Origin of the sequence: Streptomyces sp. NPDC088097 (assembly GCF_044741845.1) — a bacterium.
GTDB lineage: Bacteria > Actinomycetota > Actinomycetes > Streptomycetales > Streptomycetaceae > Streptomyces.
This window is the reverse complement of sequence record NZ_JBIUTJ010000001.1, coordinates 445,275-465,304: the sequence shown is the minus strand read 5'-3', so window position 1 is coordinate 465,304 and position 20,030 is coordinate 445,275. Positions and strand designations below refer to the sequence as shown.

At 69.2% G+C, this 20,030-nt stretch carries 15 protein-coding genes; 11 read left to right on the top strand and 4 right to left on the bottom strand.

The genetic code is table 11. The annotated features are described in order from the left end of the window. Position 1 precedes the first annotated feature (1 nt). The 4 genes from ACIOD1_RS02060 to ACIOD1_RS02045 form a co-directional block, all read right to left on the bottom strand. A complete protein-coding gene (locus ACIOD1_RS02060) occupies positions 2–778 on the bottom strand; it encodes a succinate dehydrogenase/fumarate reductase iron-sulfur subunit (RefSeq protein WP_365617769.1) in 777 nt (258 codons plus the stop codon). After that, on the bottom strand, positions 775–2,682 hold the full coding sequence (locus tag ACIOD1_RS02055) for a fumarate reductase/succinate dehydrogenase flavoprotein subunit (RefSeq protein WP_365617768.1): 1,908 nt from the start codon (positions 2,680–2,682) through the stop codon (positions 775–777). Before ACIOD1_RS02055 ends, ACIOD1_RS02060 begins: the two co-directional genes overlap by 4 nt. 1 nt (position 2,683) lies before the next feature. Continuing rightward, on the bottom strand, positions 2,684–3,508 hold the full coding sequence (locus tag ACIOD1_RS02050) for a hypothetical protein (RefSeq protein WP_365617766.1): 825 nt from the start codon (positions 3,506–3,508) through the stop codon (positions 2,684–2,686). A 150-nt stretch (positions 3,509–3,658) separates the two neighbouring features. Then, entirely contained in the window at positions 3,659–3,898 is a 240-nt protein-coding gene (locus tag ACIOD1_RS02045) for a hypothetical protein (protein WP_365617764.1), read from the bottom strand. Between the two features lie 363 nt (positions 3,899–4,261). Between ACIOD1_RS02045 and ACIOD1_RS02040 the strand changes: the two genes are divergently transcribed. The 11 genes from ACIOD1_RS02040 to ACIOD1_RS01990 all read left to right on the top strand — a co-directional run bounded on the left by ACIOD1_RS02040 (position 4,262) and on the right by ACIOD1_RS01990 (position 20,025). Further along, on the top strand, positions 4,262–6,556 hold the full coding sequence (locus tag ACIOD1_RS02040) for an ABC transporter family substrate-binding protein (protein WP_401899620.1): 2,295 nt from the start codon (positions 4,262–4,264) through the stop codon (positions 6,554–6,556). 372 nt (positions 6,557–6,928) lie between these two features. Then, positions 6,929–8,833, top strand: coding sequence for a translational GTPase TypA (gene typA / locus ACIOD1_RS02035; RefSeq protein ID WP_365617760.1), 1,905 nt, complete (start codon positions 6,929–6,931; stop codon positions 8,831–8,833). 436 nt (positions 8,834–9,269) lie between these two features. After that, a complete protein-coding gene (locus ACIOD1_RS02030; protein ID WP_365617758.1) occupies positions 9,270–10,892 on the top strand; it encodes an ABC transporter substrate-binding protein in 1,623 nt (540 codons plus the stop codon). A gap of 93 nt (positions 10,893–10,985) precedes the next feature. Next, positions 10,986–11,930, top strand: a complete 945-nt coding sequence (locus tag ACIOD1_RS02025) for an ABC transporter permease (RefSeq protein ID WP_365617756.1) — start codon at positions 10,986–10,988, stop codon at positions 11,928–11,930. Further along, entirely contained in the window at positions 11,923–12,885 is a 963-nt protein-coding gene (locus ACIOD1_RS02020) for an ABC transporter permease (RefSeq protein ID WP_365617754.1), read from the top strand. Before ACIOD1_RS02025 ends, ACIOD1_RS02020 begins: the two co-directional genes overlap by 8 nt. A 13-nt stretch (positions 12,886–12,898) precedes the next feature. Then, a complete protein-coding gene (locus ACIOD1_RS02015) occupies positions 12,899–13,954 on the top strand; it encodes an ABC transporter ATP-binding protein (RefSeq protein WP_365617752.1) in 1,056 nt (351 codons plus the stop codon). Further along, positions 13,947–14,993 (top strand): dipeptide ABC transporter ATP-binding protein, encoded by a 1,047-nt coding sequence (locus ACIOD1_RS02010; protein ID WP_365617750.1) that lies wholly within the window; start codon positions 13,947–13,949, stop codon positions 14,991–14,993. The genes ACIOD1_RS02015 and ACIOD1_RS02010 overlap by 8 nt, the downstream gene beginning before the upstream one ends. Positions 14,994–15,144: 151 nt before the next feature. Continuing rightward, a complete protein-coding gene (locus ACIOD1_RS02005; RefSeq protein WP_401899615.1) occupies positions 15,145–16,125 on the top strand; it encodes a GNAT family N-acetyltransferase in 981 nt (326 codons plus the stop codon). 175 nt (positions 16,126–16,300) lie between these two features. Then, positions 16,301–17,929 carry an ABC transporter substrate-binding protein gene (locus tag ACIOD1_RS02000; RefSeq protein ID WP_401899613.1) on the top strand — a complete coding sequence of 543 codons (1,629 nt, stop codon included), beginning with the start codon at positions 16,301–16,303 and terminating at the stop codon, positions 17,927–17,929. A 118-nt stretch (positions 17,930–18,047) separates the two neighbouring features. Next, complete coding sequence (locus tag ACIOD1_RS01995; protein ID WP_365617745.1) at positions 18,048–18,971, top strand: ABC transporter permease; 924 nt, start codon at positions 18,048–18,050, stop codon at positions 18,969–18,971. Between the two features lie 124 nt (positions 18,972–19,095). Further along, positions 19,096–20,025 carry an ABC transporter permease gene (locus ACIOD1_RS01990; protein ID WP_365618046.1) on the top strand — a complete coding sequence of 310 codons (930 nt, stop codon included), beginning with the start codon at positions 19,096–19,098 and terminating at the stop codon, positions 20,023–20,025. Positions 20,026–20,030: the final 5 nt, after the last annotated feature.

Here is a 20,030-nt window from a genome sequence, read left to right as displayed (position 1 = left end):
GCTACCGGCCCTCGCCCCGGCGCAGGATCTTGTCACCCAGCCAGACCAGGGGGTCGTACTTGCGGTCCACCGCCCGCTCCTTCAGCGGGATCAGTGCGTTGTCGGTGATCTTGATCCCCTCGGGGCAGACCTCCGTACAGCACTTGGTGATGTTGCAGAGGCCCAGGCCGTGCTCCTCCTGGGCGGTGCGCTTGCGGTCCAGCCCCGCCTCGGCGGCCGCGTCCAGCGGGTGCATGTCCAGCTCCGCCACCCGCATCAGGAAGCGCGGACCGGCGAAGGCCGACTTGTTCTCCTCGTGGTCGCGCACCACGTGACAGGTGTCCTGGCACAGGAAGCACTCGATGCACTTGCGGAACTCCTGTGAGCGCTCCACGTCCACCTGCGCCATCCGGTACTCGCCCGGGGCCACCCCCGCCGGCGGCACGAAGGCCGGGACCTCGCGCGCCTTCGCGTAGTTGAACGAGACGTCCGTGACCAGGTCCCGGACCACCGGGAACGCCCGCAGCGGCGTGATCGTCACCGTCTCGTCCCGGTCGAAGGTCGACATCCGGGTCATGCACAGCAGCCTCGGCCGACCGTTGACCTCCGCGCTGCACGAACCGCACTTGCCCGCCTTGCAGTTCCACCGCACCGCCAGGTCCGAGGCCTGGGTGGCCTGGATCCGGTGGACGATGTCCAGGACCACCTCGCCGTCGTTGACCTCGACGGTGAAGTCCCGCAGCTCCCCGCCCTCCGCGTCGCCGCGCCACACGCGGAAGGCGGCATCGTATGCGCTCACTCGTACATCTCCTCTTCGGCGAGGTACTTGGCCAGCTCTTCCTTCTCGAACAGCGCGAGCAGGTCCGGGCGGATGGGATCGGTCCGGGTGCGTACGAGGGCGATCCGGTCGGCCGCCGGATCGACGGGCCCCGGCCCCGGCTCGACGGGGCGGCACAGCAGGTTCACCGGCCGCCACTCCCGCTCCATGGCCGGGCAGTCCTCCCGGGTGTGCCCGCCCCGGGACTCGGTGCGCTCCAGGGCGGCGCGGGCCACGCACTCGCTGACCAGCAGCATGTTGCGCAGGTCCAGGGCGAGGTGCCAGCCCGGGTTGAACTGCCGGTGCCCCTCCACCCCGGCGCGGGCCGCCCGTACCCGCAGGGCCGCGAGCCGCTCCAGCGCCTCGGTCATCTCCCCGGCCCGGCGGATGATCCCGACCAGGTCGTTCATCGTCGTCTGCAGCTCCTGGTGGAGCGTGTACGGGTTCTCCGCGCCGTCCTCCGCCCGGAAGGGGGCCAGGGCCTCGGCCGCGGCGGCGTCCACCTCGGCCTGGGACACCAGCGGCGGCGCGGCGGCCGAGGCGGCGTGCCGCGCCGCGTGCAGCCCGGCCCGCCGGCCGAAGACCAGCAGGTCGGAGAGGGAGTTCCCGCCCAGCCGGTTCGAGCCGTGCATGCCGCCCGCGACCTCGCCCGCCGCGAACAGCCCCGGCACCCCGAGGGTGGCGGCGGTGTCCGATTCGACGGCGATCCCGCCCATCACGTAGTGGCAGGTCGGGCCGACCTCCATCGGCTCGGCGGTGATGTCCACGTCCGCCAGCTCCTTGAACTGGTGGTACATCGAAGGCAGCCGCCGCTTGATCCTCTCGGCCGGCATCCGGGTGGACACGTCCAGGAACACCCCGCCGTGCGGGGAGCCGCGCCCCGCCTTGACCTCGGAGTTGATGGCCCGGGCCACCTCGTCGCGGGGGAGCAGCTCGGGCGGGCGCCGGTTGTGGTCCGGGTCCTCGTACCAGCGGTCGCCCTCCTCCTCGGACTCCGCGTACTTCTCCTTGAAGACGTCCGGGACGTAGTCGAACATGAACCGCGTGCCCTCGCTGTTGCGCAGCACCCCGCCGTCGCCGCGCACCGACTCGGTGACGAGGATCCCCTTCACCGAGGGCGGCCAGACCATGCCGGTCGGGTGGAACTGCACGAACTCCATGTTCAGCAGGGGCGCCCCGGCGAGCAGGGCCAGCGCGTGGCCGTCGCCGGTGTACTCCCAGGAGTTGGAGGTGGTCTTGAAGGACTTGCCGATCCCGCCGGTGGCCAGCACGACCGCCGGGGCCTCCAGGACGAAGAAGCGGCCGCTCTCGCGCTCGTAGCAGAAGGTGCCCGAGACCCGGTCGCCGTCCTTGAGGACCCTGGTGACCGTGCATTCCTGGAAGACCTTGAGGCGGGCCTCGTGGTCCCCGAACTCCTTGAAGTCCTCCTGCTGGAGCTGGACGATCTTCTGCTGGAGGGTGCGGATCAGTTCCAGACCGGTCCGGTCGCCGACGTGCGCGAGGCGCGGGTACTCGTGGCCGCCGAAGTTGCGCTGGGATATCCGCCCGTCGGGGGTCCGGTCGAAGAGCGCGCCCCAGGTCTCCAGCTCCCAGACCCGGTCCGGGGCCTCCTTCGCGTGCAGTTCGGCCATCCGCCACTGGTTGAGGAACTTGCCGCCGCGCATGGTGTCGCGGAAGTGCACCTGCCAGTTGTCCCCGCTGTTGACGTTGCCCATGGAGGCGGCGATCCCGCCCTCCGCCATCACCGTGTGGGCCTTGCCGAACAGGGACTTGCAGATCACGGCCGTACGGGCGCCCCGCTCGCGGGCCTCGATCGCGGCCCGCAGTCCGGCGCCGCCCGCGCCGACCACGACCACGTCCCACTGCTGCCGTTCCACTTGGGCCATGTCAGAAGATCCTCGGGTCGGTGAAGGTGCCGGTGGCCAGCAGGTACACGTAGAAGTCGCAGGCGGCCACGCTGATCAGGGAGGCCCACGCCAGCTGCATGTGCCGGGTGTTGAGCCGGCTGACCCAGCCCCACAGGCGGTAGCGCACCGGGTGCCGGGAGAAGTGCTTCAGGCGGCCGCCCATGATGTGCCGGCACGAGTGGCAGGAGAGGGTGTACGCCCAGATGAGGACGATGTTGACGAGGAACAGCACGGTCCCCAGCCCCATGTGGCCCCACGCGTAGTGCGCGTCCCGGAAGGTCAGCACGGTGTCGTAGGTGAGGATGCCCGCGACCGGGAGCGCCGCGTAGAAGAAGTACCGGTGCATGTTCTGGAAGACCAGCGGGAAGCGGGTCTCGCCGGAGTACGAGGCGTGCGGCTCGGCGACCGCGCAGGCGGGCGGCGAGGCCCAGAAGCCCCGGTAGTAGGCCTTGCGGTAGTAGTAGCAGGTCAGCCGGAAGCCGAGCGGGAAGACCAGGACGATCAGGGCGGGGGACAGGCCCCACCAGCTGCCGAAGAGGTCCCAGTTGGGTCCGCCGCGCATGGTCGCGCAGTTCTCCGCCAGGCAGGGGGAGTAGAAGGGCGAGACGTAGGGGGCGGCGTAGTAGTGGGCGTCGGAGAACGCCCGCCAGGTCGAGTAGACGATGAAGGCGAGCAGCCCGGCGGCGGTGCCGGCGGGCGACAGCCACCACCGGTCGGTCCGCAGGTGCCGGGCCGCGATGGCGGCCCGGGAGGGTCCGTGGACGCCTCCGGGCCGCTGCTGGGGTGGTTCCGTGCCTGTGGCCAAGGGGAACTCCGGGTGGAGTGATGAGGGGTGGCCCAGGAGGCCCGGCGGCGCGTGCGGCCGGGCCAGATGGGGTGGGCGCTCGTGCGGACGGACGCCGGAACGCGCGGGCCGGAAGGCCCCGCCGGGACGACCCGGGCCCGGCAAGATCCGCTAGGGCGCGCGCCGGTCGCGGACGCCCAGGCCCTCGTCGTCGGAGTCCGTCCACAGCGAGCTGTCGTACGGGGTGTCGGGGACCGGGACCATCACCGGGGCGGCGCCGGTCGGCTTCGGGCCGGGCGCGCCGGGCGGGCGCGGGGCGGCGTCCCCGACGTCACGCTCCAGCCGCTCCACCGAGCGGACCAGCTCGTCGAGGTTGCGGCGTACGGCACTCAGATCGTCTTGCAGGGACATGACGTGACCCTCACTTCCGCGGGTGCGGTGCAACGCTCACGGGCGCCTGCGAGTGTCGCGCCTCCCGTCCCCGGTTGTGAAGGGACGTGCGGCGATTGCGGGCGCGCAGGCCGGAACCGTGCGCCCCTTTCGACCCCGGTTTTGACCCCGGTCCCTCCCCCTCCCGGGGGGAACGCCCGCCCGTCCGCAAGCGGGATTGGTCCGCACGGGTGGGGTTCGCGGCGTGGCGCGGGTGCGCTCCGAAGGACCTGGGGGTGGGTGGATTTCAGTGGGTTTCGCACCAGTGTGATCAGCTCCATATACCGCCGAACGTGATCACCACCCGCCCTTGTCACGGCCCACGCCCCGCCGGAGGTACCACCCATGACCCCCATGACCCAGAGAAGGCGCAGGTCCTTGGCGCTCCTCACCTCGGGAGTCCTTGCACTGCCGCTCCTCGCGGGCTGCGGAGCGGGTGACGACGAGGGCGGACCGGCCGCGGCGGGACCCGACATCGCGACGACGGCCCGCGACCGGATCGCCGACGGCGGCGTCCTGCGCTGGGCGGTGGACGGGCTCCCCGAGACCCTGAACACCTTCCAGGCCGACGCCGACGCCACCACCTCCCGGATCGCGGGAGCCGTGCTGCCGCAGCTGTTCGTGCTCGACGCCAAGGGCCGGCCGGTGGCCAACCCCGACTACCTGGAGAAGGCCGACGTCGTCGAGCGCGAGCCCAAACAGGTCGTCCTGTACAAGCTGAACCAGAAGGCGGTCTGGAGCGACGGGCGCGAGATCGGCGCCCCCGACTTCGTGGCCCAGTGGCGCGCCCTGAACGGCAAGGACTCGGCGTACTGGACGGCCCGCAACGCCGGCTACGACCGGATCGAGAAGATCGAGCGCGGCAAGACGGACCTGGAGGTGAAGGTCACCTTCAACAAGCCGTACGGGGACTGGCGCGCCCTGTTCACCCCGCTCTACCCCAAGCAGGTCACGGGCACCCCGGACGCCTTCAACGAGGGCGCCCGCGGCGCCCTGAAGGTCACCGCCGGCCCCTTCGGCCTCGGCGCCATCGACAAGAAGACCGGCACCGCGGCCCTCACCCGCAACCCCCGCTGGTGGGGTCGCACCGCCAAGCTCGACACCCTCGTCCTGACGGCGGTGCCCCGCGCCGGCCGCCCGGCCGCGCTGGCCGCCGGGAAGCTCGACCTGGCGGAGATCGACCGGGCCGGGGCCGACCGGATCGCCCTCGCGCACCGCGACGCGGGCAAGACCACGGGGGCCCACGGCCCCGGCGCCTCCCTCACCCCGGCCCAGGCGACCCTCTCCTGGGCGCTGGCCCACGGCGCCGACGAGGGCAAGGCCAGGGAAGAGCAGGAGATCCGCGAGAAGAACGCGGCGGCGGTCAAGAAGTACGCGGACGAGCAGGGGGCCCTGGGCGGCTTCACGGTCCGCCGGTCGCTGGAGCCCGCCTACACGCAGCTCGCCATGAACGGCGCCTCCGGACCGCTGTCCGACGAGCGGGTCCGGCGGGCGGTGGCCCGCGCCCTGGACCGTACGGCGCTGGCCGAGATCGTCCTCAAGCCGCTCGGCCTGCCCGCGAAGCCGGTCGGCAGCCACCTGGCGCTGGCCGGGCAGCAGGCGTACGCCGACAACAGCGACGCCCTCGGCGGCCAGGACACCCAGGCCGCGCAGGCCCTGCTCGCGGACGCCGGGTGGCGCCGGGGCGGCAAGATCACCGAGCCCGTCGGGGCCAAGGCGGGCGCCGAGAGCACCCAGGACGACTCCAAGACGCCGGCGGGCCCCGCGAGCCCGGCCGGACCGGGCACCGGCAACGACGGCCTCTACATCGTGGGCCAGGACGACGGCCGCAACGGCGGGCGGCCCGCCCTCCCCGAGGGGGAGCGGACCTCCCCGGTCCTCGCCCCCGGATCGCTCGCGGCCGAGCAGGAGCACGTACTGCTGACCCAGGCGCGCGGCCTCGACGACGCCAAGGCCGCCGCCGCGCCGGCCGCGCCCGCCGAGGCGGAGCAGGGCGCCGAGGGCGACGACAAGGAGCCCGCCAAGGCGAGCCCGGCCCCCGCCCCGGCCAAGCAGACCCGCACCTCGGGCGCGATGCTGGCCAAGGACGGCAAGCCGCTGAGCCTGCGCTTCGTGCTCCCGGCCGGACCCGGTTCGGAGGCGCTGCGCACGGTGGGCGAGCGGATCTCCCAGATGCTCCAGAAGGTCGGGATCAACACCGAGCTGAAGAAGGTCACGGACGAGTCCTTCTTCAAGGACCACATCGCCTCCGGCCAGTACGACCTGGCGCTGTACTCCTGGCCCGCGACGGCCTTCCCGGCCACCGACGCCCGCCCGATCTTCGCCAAGCCGGAGCCGGCCGCCGACGGCTCGCTCCTCGTCGAACAGAACTACACCCGGGTCGGCACCGACCAGGTCGATCAATTGTTCGATCAGGCGCTCGGCGAGCTGGACGAAGCGAAGGCGCGCGAGCTGATGCGCAAGGCCGACGCCCGGATCTGGGCCGCGGCCGGCTCCATCCCGCTCTACCAGCGCCCCGAGCTGGTCGCGGCCAAGCCCGGTCTGGCCAATGCCGGCGCCTTCGGTCTGGGCGCGCCCCGGTTCCAGGACATCGGCTGGAAGAAGCCGGCCACGGCCGAGGACGCCGAGAAGAACGGCTAGCCGCTGCCGCGGAACAACTGCCGGCGCGAAGAACCTGCGGGGAGGAGAAGTGGTGAAAAAACGGGGCCTGTCGGGTTGACGCACGGGTCACAAGCTCAGAAGTGACTCAAGTCCCTTGCCCGCCGGATCCCCCGGCGGGCAAGGTCGTAAGTACCCGTTGACCCGCATGAACACAGGCTCCCCCCACGACCCGGGCTCCCCACCCACAGCCCGGTCGCGCTCAGTCCCCCGGCCTCTTGACAGACCCCCCGGCAGGCAGTTCCCGCCACGCGACGTACGATGGGGTAAGGCCGTGGCAGGTTTTCCGCCCGGTCGAGGCTCGCGTGCCGGACCGTACGCGTCGCCATCCACGATCCCGGGAGAAGCGCCGAAGTGCCCACGCGCCACGACATCCGTAACGTCGCCATCGTCGCCCACGTCGACCATGGCAAGACGACCATCGTCGATGCCATGCTCAAGCAGGCCGGTGCCTTCGCCGCCCACCAGCACCTCGACGACCGCATGATGGACTCGAACGACCTGGAGCGTGAGAAGGGCATCACGATCCTCGCCAAGAACACGGCGGTGAAGTACCACCCCAAGGACGGCGGGGCGCCCATCACGATCAACATCATCGACACCCCCGGCCACGCCGACTTCGGTGGTGAGGTCGAGCGCGGTCTGTCGATGGTGGACGCGGTCGTCCTGCTGGTGGACGCCTCCGAGGGCCCCCTGCCGCAGACCCGCTTCGTGCTGCGCAAGGCCCTGCAGCAGAAGCTGCCGGTCATCCTGTGCATCAACAAGACGGACCGCCCGGACTCCCGGATCGACGAGGTCGTCAACGAGACGTACGACCTGTTCCTGGACCTGGACGCCGACGAGGACCAGATCGAGTTCCCGATCGTCTACGCCTGTGGCCGTGACGGCGTCGCCTCGCTGACCAAGCCGGAGGACGGCACCGTCCCCCCGGACAGCGACAGCCTGGAGCCGTTCTTCTCCACCATCCTGGAGCACGTCCCGGCCCCGGTGTACGACGAGGAGGCCCCCCTCCAGGCCCACGTCACCAACCTGGACGCCGACAACTTCCTCGGCCGCATCGCGCTCGTCCGCGTCGAGCAGGGCGAGCTGCGCAAGGGTCAGACCGTCGCGTGGATCAAGCGTGACGGCACGATCTCCAACGTCCGCATCACCGAGCTGATGATGACCGAGGCGCTCACCCGCAAGCCGGCCGAGATGGCGGGCCCGGGTGACATCTGCGCGGTCGCCGGTTTCCCCGACATCATGATCGGCGAGACCCTGGCCGACCCGGAGAACCCGATCGCGCTCCCGCTGATCTCGGTCGACGAGCCGGCGATCTCCATGACCATCGGTACGAACACCTCCCCGATGGTCGGCCGCGGCGGCAGCGGCAAGGGCGCGGACGCCAAGTCCGCGGTCAAGGACCGCAAGGTCACCGCCCGCCAGGTCAAGGACCGCCTCGACCGCGAACTGGTCGGCAACGTCTCGCTCCGCGTCCTCGACACCGAGCGTCCCGACGCCTGGGAGGTCCAGGGCCGTGGTGAGCTCGCGCTCGCCATCCTGGTCGAGCAGATGCGCCGCGAGGGCTTCGAGCTGACCATCGGCAAGCCGCAGGTGGTCACCCAGCAGATCGACGGCAAGGTGCACGAGCCGGTCGAGCGCATGACGGTCGACGTCCCCGAGGAGCACATGGGCGCGGTCACGCAGCTCATGGGCATCCGCAAGGGCCGCATGGACAACATGTCGAACCACGGCTCCGGCTGGGTCCGCATGGAGTTCGTCGTCCCGTCGCGCGGCCTGATCGGCTTCCGTACGGAGTTCCTGACGGGCACGCGCGGCACCGGCATCGCCCACTCCATCCACGAGGGCCACGAGCCGTGGTTCGGCCCCCTGGTGACCCGTAACAACGGTTCCCTGGTCGCCGACCGCTCCGGCTCGGTCACGCCGTTCGCGATGATCAACCTCCAGGAGCGCGGCGTCCTGTTCACCGACCCCGGCACCGAGGTGTACGAGGGCATGATCGTCGGCGAGAACTCGCGCTCCGACGACATGGACGTGAACATCACCAAGGAGAAGAAGCTCACCAACATGCGTGCGGCTTCGGCGGACAACACCGAGAACGTGGTGCCCCCGCGCAAGCTCTCCCTGGAGCAGTCCCTGGAGTTCTGCCGCGACGACGAGTGCGTCGAGGTGACCCCGGAGGCCGTCCGCATCCGCAAGGTCGTCCTGGACCAGAAGGACCGCTCGCGCACCGCTTCGCGCGCCAAGTCCGGCAAGTAGGGCCCCTGTACCACCGCTTGACGACTGTCTGAGAGTCGTACGGCCGAAAACAGCCCCTCCCCACACCGCGCCGGTGTGGGGAGGGGCTGTTCTCGTTTGTCAAACGGATTGTGACGTTCTGATGTCCGCATAACGACCGTGACACTCCGGAAGGTGAGCTAACCGTCCGTTTCGCACGTGTCTGTCTCCTATCTGTTTGTCCGGATATCGGGTTTTCGCTATGCGGTGATGTTGTGAAAACGAGACCACTTAAGTGTGGTTTACGGTCTGGGCGTCCCCGAGGATTGGCTCCATTGAGCTCGGGTCAATGGGTCACACGCTGTGGGGAGCGTCGACTCACGAGCACACACGATGGGACCGGATCTCGCTGTCAGGGGTGTCAGCACGAACCGGGTCCTTCACGAATCGACAGTGACTCCTGAGGAGGCAAATACCCATGCGCGGAGCAACGAGCGCCAAGTGGGTCGTGGGTGCCGTCATCGTGGCGATGGCTGCCACGGCATGCAGCACCAGCAAGGACGACAACGCCGGCGCCGCCGGCGGCAACATCACCGTTGGGCTCGGTGAGCCGCAGCACGGACTGGTGGGTCAGAACACCGCCGAGTCCGAGGGTGCGCAGGTCCTCAACGCGATCTTCGTCGGTCTGGTCAAGTACGACCCGAAGACCAGCGAGCCCAAGCTCGCGGTCGCCGAGTCCATCGAGACCACGGACTCGAAGACCTGGACCATCAAGATCAAGGACGGCTACACCTTCCACAACGGCGAGAAGGTGGACGCCGCGTCGTTCGTCCGCGCCTGGAACTGGGGTGCCAACCAGGACAACGCCGCGGAGGGCCTGCCCTTCTACGCGAAGATCGAGGGCTCCGACGAGCTGGCTCCGGGTAAGGGCAAGAAGCCCACCACCAAGGAGCTCAAGGGCCTGAAGGTCGTTGACGACAAGACCTTCACCGTCACGCTGAAGGACCCGTTCTCCCAGTTCAAGACGATGCTGGGCTACAACGCCTTCTACCCGCTGCCGAAGGCGTTCGACGCCGACCCGAAGAAGTTCGGCGAGAACCCGATCGGCAACGGCCCCTTCCAGATGGACGGCGCCTGGGAGCACAACAAGCAGATCAAGATCAAGCGCTACGACAAGTTCCCGGCCGACGGCCGTGCGAAGCTCGCGGGCGTCAACTTCAAGATCTACGACAACCTCGACACGCAGTACAACGACCTGCGCGCCGACACGCTCCAGATCGTCAACAAGCTCCCCGTCTCGGCGATGGCCACCGTCTCCCAGGAGTTCGGCGACCGCTACATCTACAAGCCCGAGTCGGGCGTGGGCTACATCGGTCTGCCGATCTCCACCAACCCGGAGGCCTTCGGCAAGCCGGAGATCCGCAAGGCGATCTCCATGGCGATCGACCGGGACGCCATCGGCAAGACCATCTTCAACGGCACGCGCAAGCCGGCCGACGACTTCATCAGCCCGATCGTCCCCGGTTACCGCAAGGGCGCCCTGGGCGAGGCCGGCACGTACAACGCGGCCAAGGCCAAGGAGATCTTCACCCAGGCCGGTGGCATCCCCGGTAACAAGATCGAACTCGGCTACAACGCCGACGGCGGCCACAAGGAATGGATCGAGGCCGTCGCGAACCAGCTGAAGGCGAACCTCGGTCTCGAGGTCACCACCAAGCCGTTCGCCAAGTTCGGCGAGATGCTGGACGACCTCCAGGCGAAGAAGTACAAGGGCGCCTTCCGCATGGCGTGGCAGATGGACTACCCGGCCGCGGAGAACTACCTCCGTCCGATCTTCTCGAAGGTCGCGATCGAGAACGGCTCCAACTACGGCGGTTACGTCAACGAGGACTTCGAGAAGCTGATGGACCAGGCCGACAGGGCCCCTGACGCCGCCGCGGGTCTCAAGCTGTACCAGCAGGCCGACGACATCCTCCTCAAGGAGCTGCCGTACATCCCGGTCTACACGTACATGTCTTCTTCGGCCTACTCCAAGACCGTGAAGAACGTCGAGGTCGACGCCCAGGGTCGTATCGACCTGCCGAACGTCGAGCTCAACTAACACCCCTCTTCACTAAGGGGACATCTGGGGCGGCAGGCGGAATCAGGTTTCCGCCTGCCGGCCCTTTCCCCCTGTTCTTCCGCTGGAGGTCTGATGGGCCGCTACCTCATCCGCCGACTCATACAGGCGATCCCTGTACTGATCGGTGCCACGTTCCTGATCTATTGGCTGTCCTTCAAGCTCCCCGGTGACCCGATTCAGGCACTGGCCGGAGAGAAGAAGGCAGACCCGGTCGTCGCTGCGATGCTTCGCGAGAAGTACCACCTCGACGACTCCTTCCTGTCGCAGTACTGGAACTACATTTCCAACCTGTTCCAGGGGAACTTCGGAGAGACCCTGACCGGACGATCCGTCTGGGACAAGATCACCGAGTCCTTCCCGTACACGATGAACCTCGCCATCGTGGCCTTCCTGATCGAGGCCGTCGTCGGCGTCCTCGCGGGCATCATGGCCGCTCTGCGCCGGGGCAAGTTCCTCGACCAACTCGTCCTTCTGTCGACGCTGATGGTCATCTCCATCCCGGTCTTCGTCAGTGGCTTCATCCTCCAGCTGACGCTCGGCGTGCAGCTGAAGAACAGCTGGGGCATCGACTTCTTCCCCGTCTCCTTCAACGAGAACGACGGCATCAGGGCCTATCTCCTTCCGGCGCTCGTGCTCGCCTCGACCTCGCTGGCGTACGTGGCCCGACTGACCCGTACGAGCCTGATGGAGACGATGCGCGCGGACTACGTGCGCACCGCCACCGCCAAGGGCCTGCCGCGCCGCCGCGTCATCGGACGCCACGCGCTGCGCAACGCGCTGATCCCGATCGTCACCTTCCTCGGCGCCGACCTCGGCGGCCTGATGGGCGGCGCGGTCATCACGGAGAAGATCTTCAACATCCACGGGATCGGCGGCCTGCTGGCCGAGTCGGTCTACCGGAAGGAAGGCACCGTGATCGTGGGCGTCGTCTCGCTCCTGATCATCGTGTATCTCGTCGCCAACCTGATCGTGGACATGCTCTACGCCGTGCTCGACCCGAGGATCCGCTATGCGTGACACAACTACGGTGGGGGATGAGTTGACCGACACCCAGACCGCGGGTGCTCCCTCCGCGAGCGGCCGGGCCACCAAGGACGCCGGCAAGGCGCCTAAGGAGCGCGAGGCCAGCCTCTGGTCCGACGCTCTTGCCGACCTGCGCCGCAACCCGATCTTCCTGATCGGCGGGGGCCTGGTCCTCTTCCTGCTCCTGCTGGCCGCGGTGCCGCAGCTGTTCACCTCCAGCAGCCCCTTCGCGTCCAACGCCTGCCAGCTGGGCGACTCCCTGAAGACGCCGAGCGCCGACCACTGGTTCGGCTTCGACGTCCAGGGCTGCGACGTCTACACGCGAACCGTGTGGGCCGCCCGCAACTCGATCATCGTCGGCGTCGTGACCACCACCCTGGTCGTCGTCGTCGGTGGCGTGCTCGGCATGCTGGCCGGCTGGGCCGGTGGGCTCACGGACAGCCTCCTGTCCCGCTTCACCGAGGTCTTCTTCGCGATCCCGCTGCTCCTCGGCGGCATGCTGATCATGTCGGGCCTCGGCAAGGGCAACGCCTGGACCGTGTCCATCGTGATGGCGACCCTGGGCTGGCCGCAGATCTTCCGCATCATGCGGTCCTCGGTGCTCCAGAACAAGAACAACGACTACGTGGTGGCCGCCCGCGCCCTCGGCGCCGGCACGCTGCGCATCACGATGCGCCACATCCTGCCGAACGCGATCGCCCCCGTGATCGTGGTCGGAGCCATCAGCCTCGGTGTGTACATCGGTGCGGAGGCCGCCCTGTCCTACCTGGGCATCGGCGTCCAGCCGCCCGGCATTTCCTGGGGCCTGATGGTCAGCGACGCCTCGATCCGCTGGCTGCAGGCACCTCACGTGCTCCTCTTCCCGGCCGCCGCGCTGAGCATCACCGTGCTCGCGTTCATCATGGTCGGCGACGCGGTGCGCGACGCCCTCGACCCGAAGCTGCGCTGAGGAAGGGCGTACGTTGACCATCATCGAAAAGACCTCGAGCGTCCCCGGACCCCGGTCCGGCTCCGACGCGACCCCCCTCCTCGAAGTGCGCGACCTGCACGTCGAGTTCCACACCCGCGACGGTGTCGCCAAGGCCGTCAACGGTGTCTCGTACTCCGTCAACGCGGGCGAGACCCTCGCCGTCCTCGGCGAGTCCGGTTCGGGCAAGTCCGTGACGGCGCAGGCCATCATGGGCATCCTCGACATGCCCCCGGGCAAGATCCCGCACGGCGAGATCCTGTTCCAGGGCACGGACCTGCTGAAGCTGCCGTCCGAGGAGTTCCGCAAGATCCGCGGCCAGAAGATCGCCATGATCTTCCAGGACGCGCTGTCCTCGCTGAACCCGGTGCACACCGTCGGCGCCCAGCTCGGAGAGATGTTCCGCGTCCACCGCGGCATGTCGAAGAAGGCCTCCACGGCCAAGGCCATCGAGCTGATGGACCGGGTGAAGATCCCCGCCGCCAAGGCGCGCGTGGGTGACTACCCGCACCAGTTCTCCGGCGGCATGCGCCAGCGCATCATGATCGCCATGGCGATGGCCCTGGAGCCCGACCTGATCATCGCCGACGAGCCGACCACGGCCCTCGACGTGACGGTCCAGGCCCAGGTCATGGACCTCCTCGCGGAACTCCAGCGCGAGATGAACATGGGCCTGATCCTGATCACCCACGACCTCGGCGTCGTCGCCGACGTCGCGGACAAGATCGCGGTCATGTACGGCGGTCGGATCGTCGAGAACGCCCCGGTGCACGAGATCTACAAGCGCCCGGCGCACCCGTACACCCGCGGCCTGCTCGACTCGATCCCGCGCCTGGACCAGAAGGGCCAGGAGCTGTACGCGATCAAGGGCCTGCCGCCCAACCTGCTCAAGATCCCGTCGGGCTGCGCCTTCAACCCGCGCTGCCCCAAGGCCCAGGACGTCTGCCGCACCGACGTGCCGGTCCTGCACCAGGTGACCGAGCGGGACGGCGCCGAGCTGCCCGGCCGCAGCAGCGCGTGCCACTTCTGGAAGGAGCAGATCCATGGCTGACCTGACCGAGCCCAAGGGCGAGCCGATCCTCCAGGTGCGCAACCTGGTCAAGCACTTCCCGTTGACCCAGGGGATCCTGTTCAAGAAGCAGGTCGGAGCGGTCAAGGCCGTCGACGGCATCTCCTTCGACCTCTACCGGGGCGAGACCCTCGGCATCGTCGGCGAGTCCGGCTGTGGCAAGTCCACCGTCGCCAAGCTGCTGATGAGCCTGGAGAAGGCCACCGCCGGCGAGGTCTTCTACAAGGGCCAGGACATCACCCGGCTGTCCGGCAAGGCCCTCAAGGCCGTCCGCCGCAACATCCAGATGGTGTTCCAGGACCCGTACACCTCGCTGAACCCGCGCATGACGGTCGGCGACATCATCGGGGAGCCCTTCGAGATCCACCCCGAGGTGGCCCCGAAGGGCGACCGGCGCCGCAAGGTCCAGGAGCTCCTGGACGTGGTGGGCCTGAACCCCGAGTACATCAACCGCTACCCGCACCAGTTCTCCGGCGGCCAGCGCCAGCGCATCGGCATCGCCCGCGGCCTCGCGCTCAACCCGGAGATCATCATCTGCGACGAGCCGGTCTCCGCGCTCGACGTGTCGGTGCAGGCGCAGGTCATCAACCTGATGGAGAAGCTCCAGGACGAGTTCAACCTCTCCTACGTCTTCATCGCGCACGACCTCTCGATCGTCCGGCACATCTCGGACCGCGTGGGCGTCATGTACCTGGGCAAGATGGCCGAGATCGGCTCCGACGCGGCGATCTACGAGCACCCGACCCACCCGTACACGCAGGCCCTGCTCTCCGCCGTGCCCGTCCCGGACCCCGAGGTCCGCGAGGCCCGCGAGCGCATCATCCTCACCGGTGACGTCCCCTCCCCGGCCAACCCGCCCTCGGGTTGCCGCTTCCGCACCCGTTGCTGGAAGGCGGAGGACCGCTGCGCCACGGAGGAGCCGGTGCTGGCGATCCCGACGCGGTTCATCGGTGTCGACACCGCGGCCGCGCACGAGTCGGCCTGCCACTTCGCCGAGGAGAAGGCCATCCTGGCCGTCTGACCCTCCCCGACGTACGCGTTCCAGGGCGCCCGGGACCGGATCCGATCCGGCCCGGGCGCTCCGGCGTTCCCGGACGCCGCAGCCGCCTCTTTCGGCTGCCGGGGCCCAAAGTCCCTTGCGGTCGGCTCCCGGCCCGGCCGAGAGTGGGCCGATGCGCGACAAGCTGACCGTCCGGCCCGCCGGGCCCGGGGACGCCCCCGACATCTGCGCCCTGCTCAACGCCGTCGACGTCATCGAGATCGGCAGACCCGAAACCGACCTCGGCACCGTCGAGGCGGACCTGCGCAACCCCGCCGTCGACCTCGCCCGCGACTCCTGGCTGGCCTTCCGGGGCGGCCGGCTCGTCGCCTACGCCCTGGTGTGGGCCGACTCCGGGCCCGGCCGCGTCGACTGCGACCACTACGTCCTGCCAGGGGAGCGGGAGGCGGCCCTGCGGCTGCTGGAGCGGGCGGAGTCCCGAGCCCGTGCCCTCGCGGGCGGGCACGGGGGAGCGAGCGGGCACGGGGGAGCGGACGGGCACGGGGGAGGCGCCGGGCACGGGGGAGTGGCCCTCCACCTCCAGCTCAACGTGAAGCCCACCCTGGACCTCGACCTCCTCACCGAACGCGGCTACCGCACCGTGCGCCGCTACCAGGTGATGACCCGTTCGCTGCGCCCGGACGCCGACCCGGCGCCCCCCGCCCCGCCCGGCCTCACCCTGCGCGACTGCGCCGCCGACGAGGCCGACCGCGCGCGGGCCCACGCCCTGATCGAGGAGACCTTCGCCGCGCACTACGGCCATGTGGAGCGGGCGTACGAGCCCTGGCTCGACCACATCGACGGCCACGCGCTCGACTGGTCCCTCGTCTGGATCGCGAGCCTGCCCGAGGAGGGGGACGTGGCCGTCCTGCTCACCCGCGACGACCGGACCAGCATGGGCTGGGTCAGTCACCTCGGAGTCCGCGAGGACGCGCGCGGCCGGGGCGTCGGCGGCTTCCTGCTCCGCCACGGCTTCGCCGCCTACGCCGCACGGGGTCGCGACACCGTGGGCCTCGGGGTGGACACCGGCAACGAGACGGGCGCCCTCGCCCTCTACGAGGCCCACGGCATGACCGTGCACTACGCGGTCCACACCTGGGAACTCGCCTGGTGAGAGGGGGTGCGGCCGGATACGGCCGGTCGCCGAAGTTCACCCCACCCGCCGTCACTCGAAAGGATGGCAGCCGCGAGGCGTGAGGGTGCAATCGGTGCAACTCGCGGTGTGTGGGATCCCATAGGGGGCGAGATTGACCCCTAAGTCAGTCCTGGGATCCCATAGGAGGCACTCGATGCGCGGAGCCACCCACGCCAAGTGGGCCGCATGTGCGGTGGCCGTCGCCCTCGCGGCGACGGCCTGCGGCGGTGGAAGCGACAGTGGCGGCGGCGGGGACGCGGGGATCGTGAGTTCCTCCTGGGGTGACCCGCAGAATCCGTTGGAGCCGGCCAACACCAACGAGGTGCAGGGCGGCAAGGTGCTCGACATGCTCTTCCGGGGGCTCAAGCGCTACGACCCCAAGACCGGCGCGGCGCAGAACGTGCTCGCCGAGAAGATCGACACCACCGACAGCCAGAACTTCACGATCACGCTGAAGGACGGCTGGAAGTTCAGCAACGACGAGCCGGTCACCGCGCAGTCCTTCGTGGACGCGTGGAACTACGGCGCGGACGTGCGCAACAAGCAGAACAACTCGCCCTTCTTCTCCGACATCGTGGGCTACGACGACCTGCACCCGAAGTCCGGCGACCCCAAGACCAAAACGATGCGCGGGCTGGTCGTCAAGGACCCCAAGACCTTCACGGTGGCCCTGAAGGAGAAGTTCTCCACCTGGCCGGACACCCTCGGCTACCAGGCCTTCTCCCCGCTGCCCAAGTCGTTCTTCAGCGACCACTCCGGCTGGTTGAACAAGCCCGTCGGCAACGGCCCGTACACGGTGGACTCCTACACCAAGGGCACCGGGATGAAGCTGCGCGCGTGGGCGGCGTACCCCGGCGCGGACAAGGCGCAGAACGGCGGCGTGGACCTCAAGGTCTACACGGACAACAACACCGCCTACACCGACCTGATCTCCGGCAACCTCGACCTGGTCGACGACATCCCGGCGCAGCAGCTCAAGAACGTCAAGAACGACCTCGGCGACCGGTACATCAACCAGCCCGCCCTGATCATCCAGACCCTGACCTTCCCGCTGTACGACCCGCAGTGGAGCAAGGCGGGCATGGAGAAGGTCCGCCAGGGCATCTCACGGGCGATCAACCGCGACGAGATCACCAAGCAGATCTTCCGCGAGACCCGCACTCCCGCCAAGGACTGGACCTCCCCGGCCCTCGGGGCCAAGGGCGGCTTCTCCGCCACCGTCTGCGGCGACGCCTGCGTCTACGACCCCGCCGAGGCCAAGAAGCTCATCCAGGAGGCCGGCGGCCTTCCCGGCGGCAAGGTCACGCTGACCTCCAACGTGGACACCGGCTCGCACCGCGACTGGATGGACGCCGTCTGCAACAGCGTCAACAACGCGCTCGGCGAGGGCCCGGTCTGCACGGTGAATCCGGTCGGCACCTTCGCCGACTTCAGGAACCAGCAGAGCAGCTTCAAGCTGACCGGCCCCTTCCGCTCCGGCTGGCAGGCGGACTACCCGCTGATCCAGAACTTCCTGGAGCCGCTGTACTACACGGGCGCCTCCTCGAACTACGGCAAGTTCAGCAACCCGGACTTCGACAAGCTCGTCGACGAGGCCAACCGGGAGAGCGACACGGCCAAGGCCGTCAAGTCGTTCCAGGACGCCGAGAAGGTCCTCGCCGAGCAGATGCCCTCCATCCCGCTCTGGTACCAGAACGGCAGCGCCGGGCACTCCGAGCGGATCTCCGACGTGGCCCTGAACCAGTTCAGCGTCCCCGTCTACAACGAGATCAAGGTCAGCTGACCTTCCCGCTCTCCCGCCCCCCCGGGCCTCGCACCCTCCCCACCCGACGGACCGCCCCCGGCCCCGCGCCCCACCCGGGCGGGGGCCGGCCGAGCCCACCGACCGCATGGAGCACTCCATGGGACGTTATGTGATCCGGCGGCTGCTCCAGATGATCCCCGTGTTCATCGGCAGCACCTTCCTGATCTTCATCATGGTGTACGCGCTGGGCGACCCCGTCGCGGCCCTCTTCGGCGACAAGGCCCCCGACCCGGCCACCGCCGCGCGGATCCGCCAGGACCTCTACCTCGACCAGCCCCTGTGGAAGCAGTACCTCCACTACATGGGCCAGATCTTCCAGGGCGACTTCGGCACGGCCTTCAACGGTCAGGAGGTCACCGAGCTGATGGCCTCGGCCTTCCCGGTGACCCTGCGCCTGACGATCGTCGCCATCGTCATCGAGATCATCTTCGGCATCACCCTCGGCGTGATCAGCGGACTGCGTCGGGGCAAGTCCGTCGACACCTCGGTGCTGGTGCTCACCCTGGTGGTCATCTCGGTGCCCACCTTCGTCACCGGCTACCTGCTCCAGTACCTCTTCGGCGTCAAATGGGGCTGGGTGAGGCCCACCGTCTCCCCGGACGCCCCCTTCAGCGAGCTGATCCTGCCGGGCATCGTCCTCGCCCTGGTCTCCCTCGCCTACGTCACCCGCCTCACCCGGACCTCCATCGCCGAGAACGCCAAGGCCGACTACGTCCGCACCGCCACCGCCAAGGGCCTGCCGCGCCACCGGGTCATCACCCGCCACCTGCTGCGCAACTCCCTGATCCCGGTGGTCACCTTCATCGGCACCGACATCGGGGCCCTGATGGGCGGGGCCATCGTCACCGAGCGGATCTTCAACATCCACGGCGTCGGCTACCAGCTCTACCAGGGCATCCTGCGCAACAACTCCCCGACCGTGGTCGGCTTCGTGACCATCCTCGTCATCGTCTTCCTGCTGGCGAACCTGCTCGTCGACCTGCTCTACGCGGTCCTGGACCCGAGGATCCGTTATGCCTGAGCCCGAGCGTCCCGACAGCCCGGAGCGCCCCGCGAGCCCCGAGCACCCCGAACGCCCGAGGACCTACGATCCGGTCGGCCCGGGAGCCCACGAGGTGATCGCGCCCACCGGCCAGGGAGGAGCCATGGATCTCGCCCTGGAGGAGGCGGAGAGCATCGAGGGCGGGGGCGCCGACAAGGCGTCCGGTCCTCCCGGAGGCCCCCGGGAGAAGGCCCGCTCGCTGTGGTCCGACGCCTGGCACCAACTGCGGCGCAACCCCGTCTTCATCATCTCCTCGCTGCTGATCCTCTTCCTCGTGGTCATCGCCATCTGGCCCCAGCTCATCGCGAGCGGCGACCCCCTCCAGTGCGACCTGTCCAAATCGCAGCAGGGCTCCCAGCCCGGACACCCCTTCGGCTACGACACCCAGGGCTGCGACGTCTACACCCGTACGGTCTACGGGGCGCGCGCCTCCATCACCGTCGGCGTCTGCGCCACCCTCGGCGCGGCCCTGCTCGGGTCGGTGCTCGGCGGGCTCGCCGGATTCTTCGGCCACTGGTGGGACGCCCTGCTCTCGCGGATCGCCGACATCTTCTTCGGCATCCCGGTGGTCCTCGGCGGCCTCGTCTTCCTGTCCGTGGTCACCAGCACCACCGTCTGGCCCGTGGTCGGCTTCATCGTCCTGCTCGGCTGGCCCCAGTTGGCCCGCATCGCCCGCGGCTCGGTGATCACCGCCAAGCAGAACGACTACGTCCAGGCCGCCCGCGCGCTCGGCGCCGGCAACGGCCGGATGATGCTGAAGCACGTGGCGCCCAACGCCATCGCCCCCGTCATCGTCGTCGCCACCATCGCGCTGGGCACCTACATCGCCCTGGAGGCCACGCTGTCCTTCCTCGGCGTGGGCCTGCGCCCGCCGACGGTCTCCTGGGGCATCGACATCTCCAACGCCGCCTCGCAGATCCGCAACGCGCCGCACATGCTGCTCTACCCGGCAGGTGCGCTGAGCATCACCGTGCTCGCCTTCATCATGCTCGGCGACGCGGTGCGCGACGCCCTCGACCCCAAGCTGCGCTGAGGAGT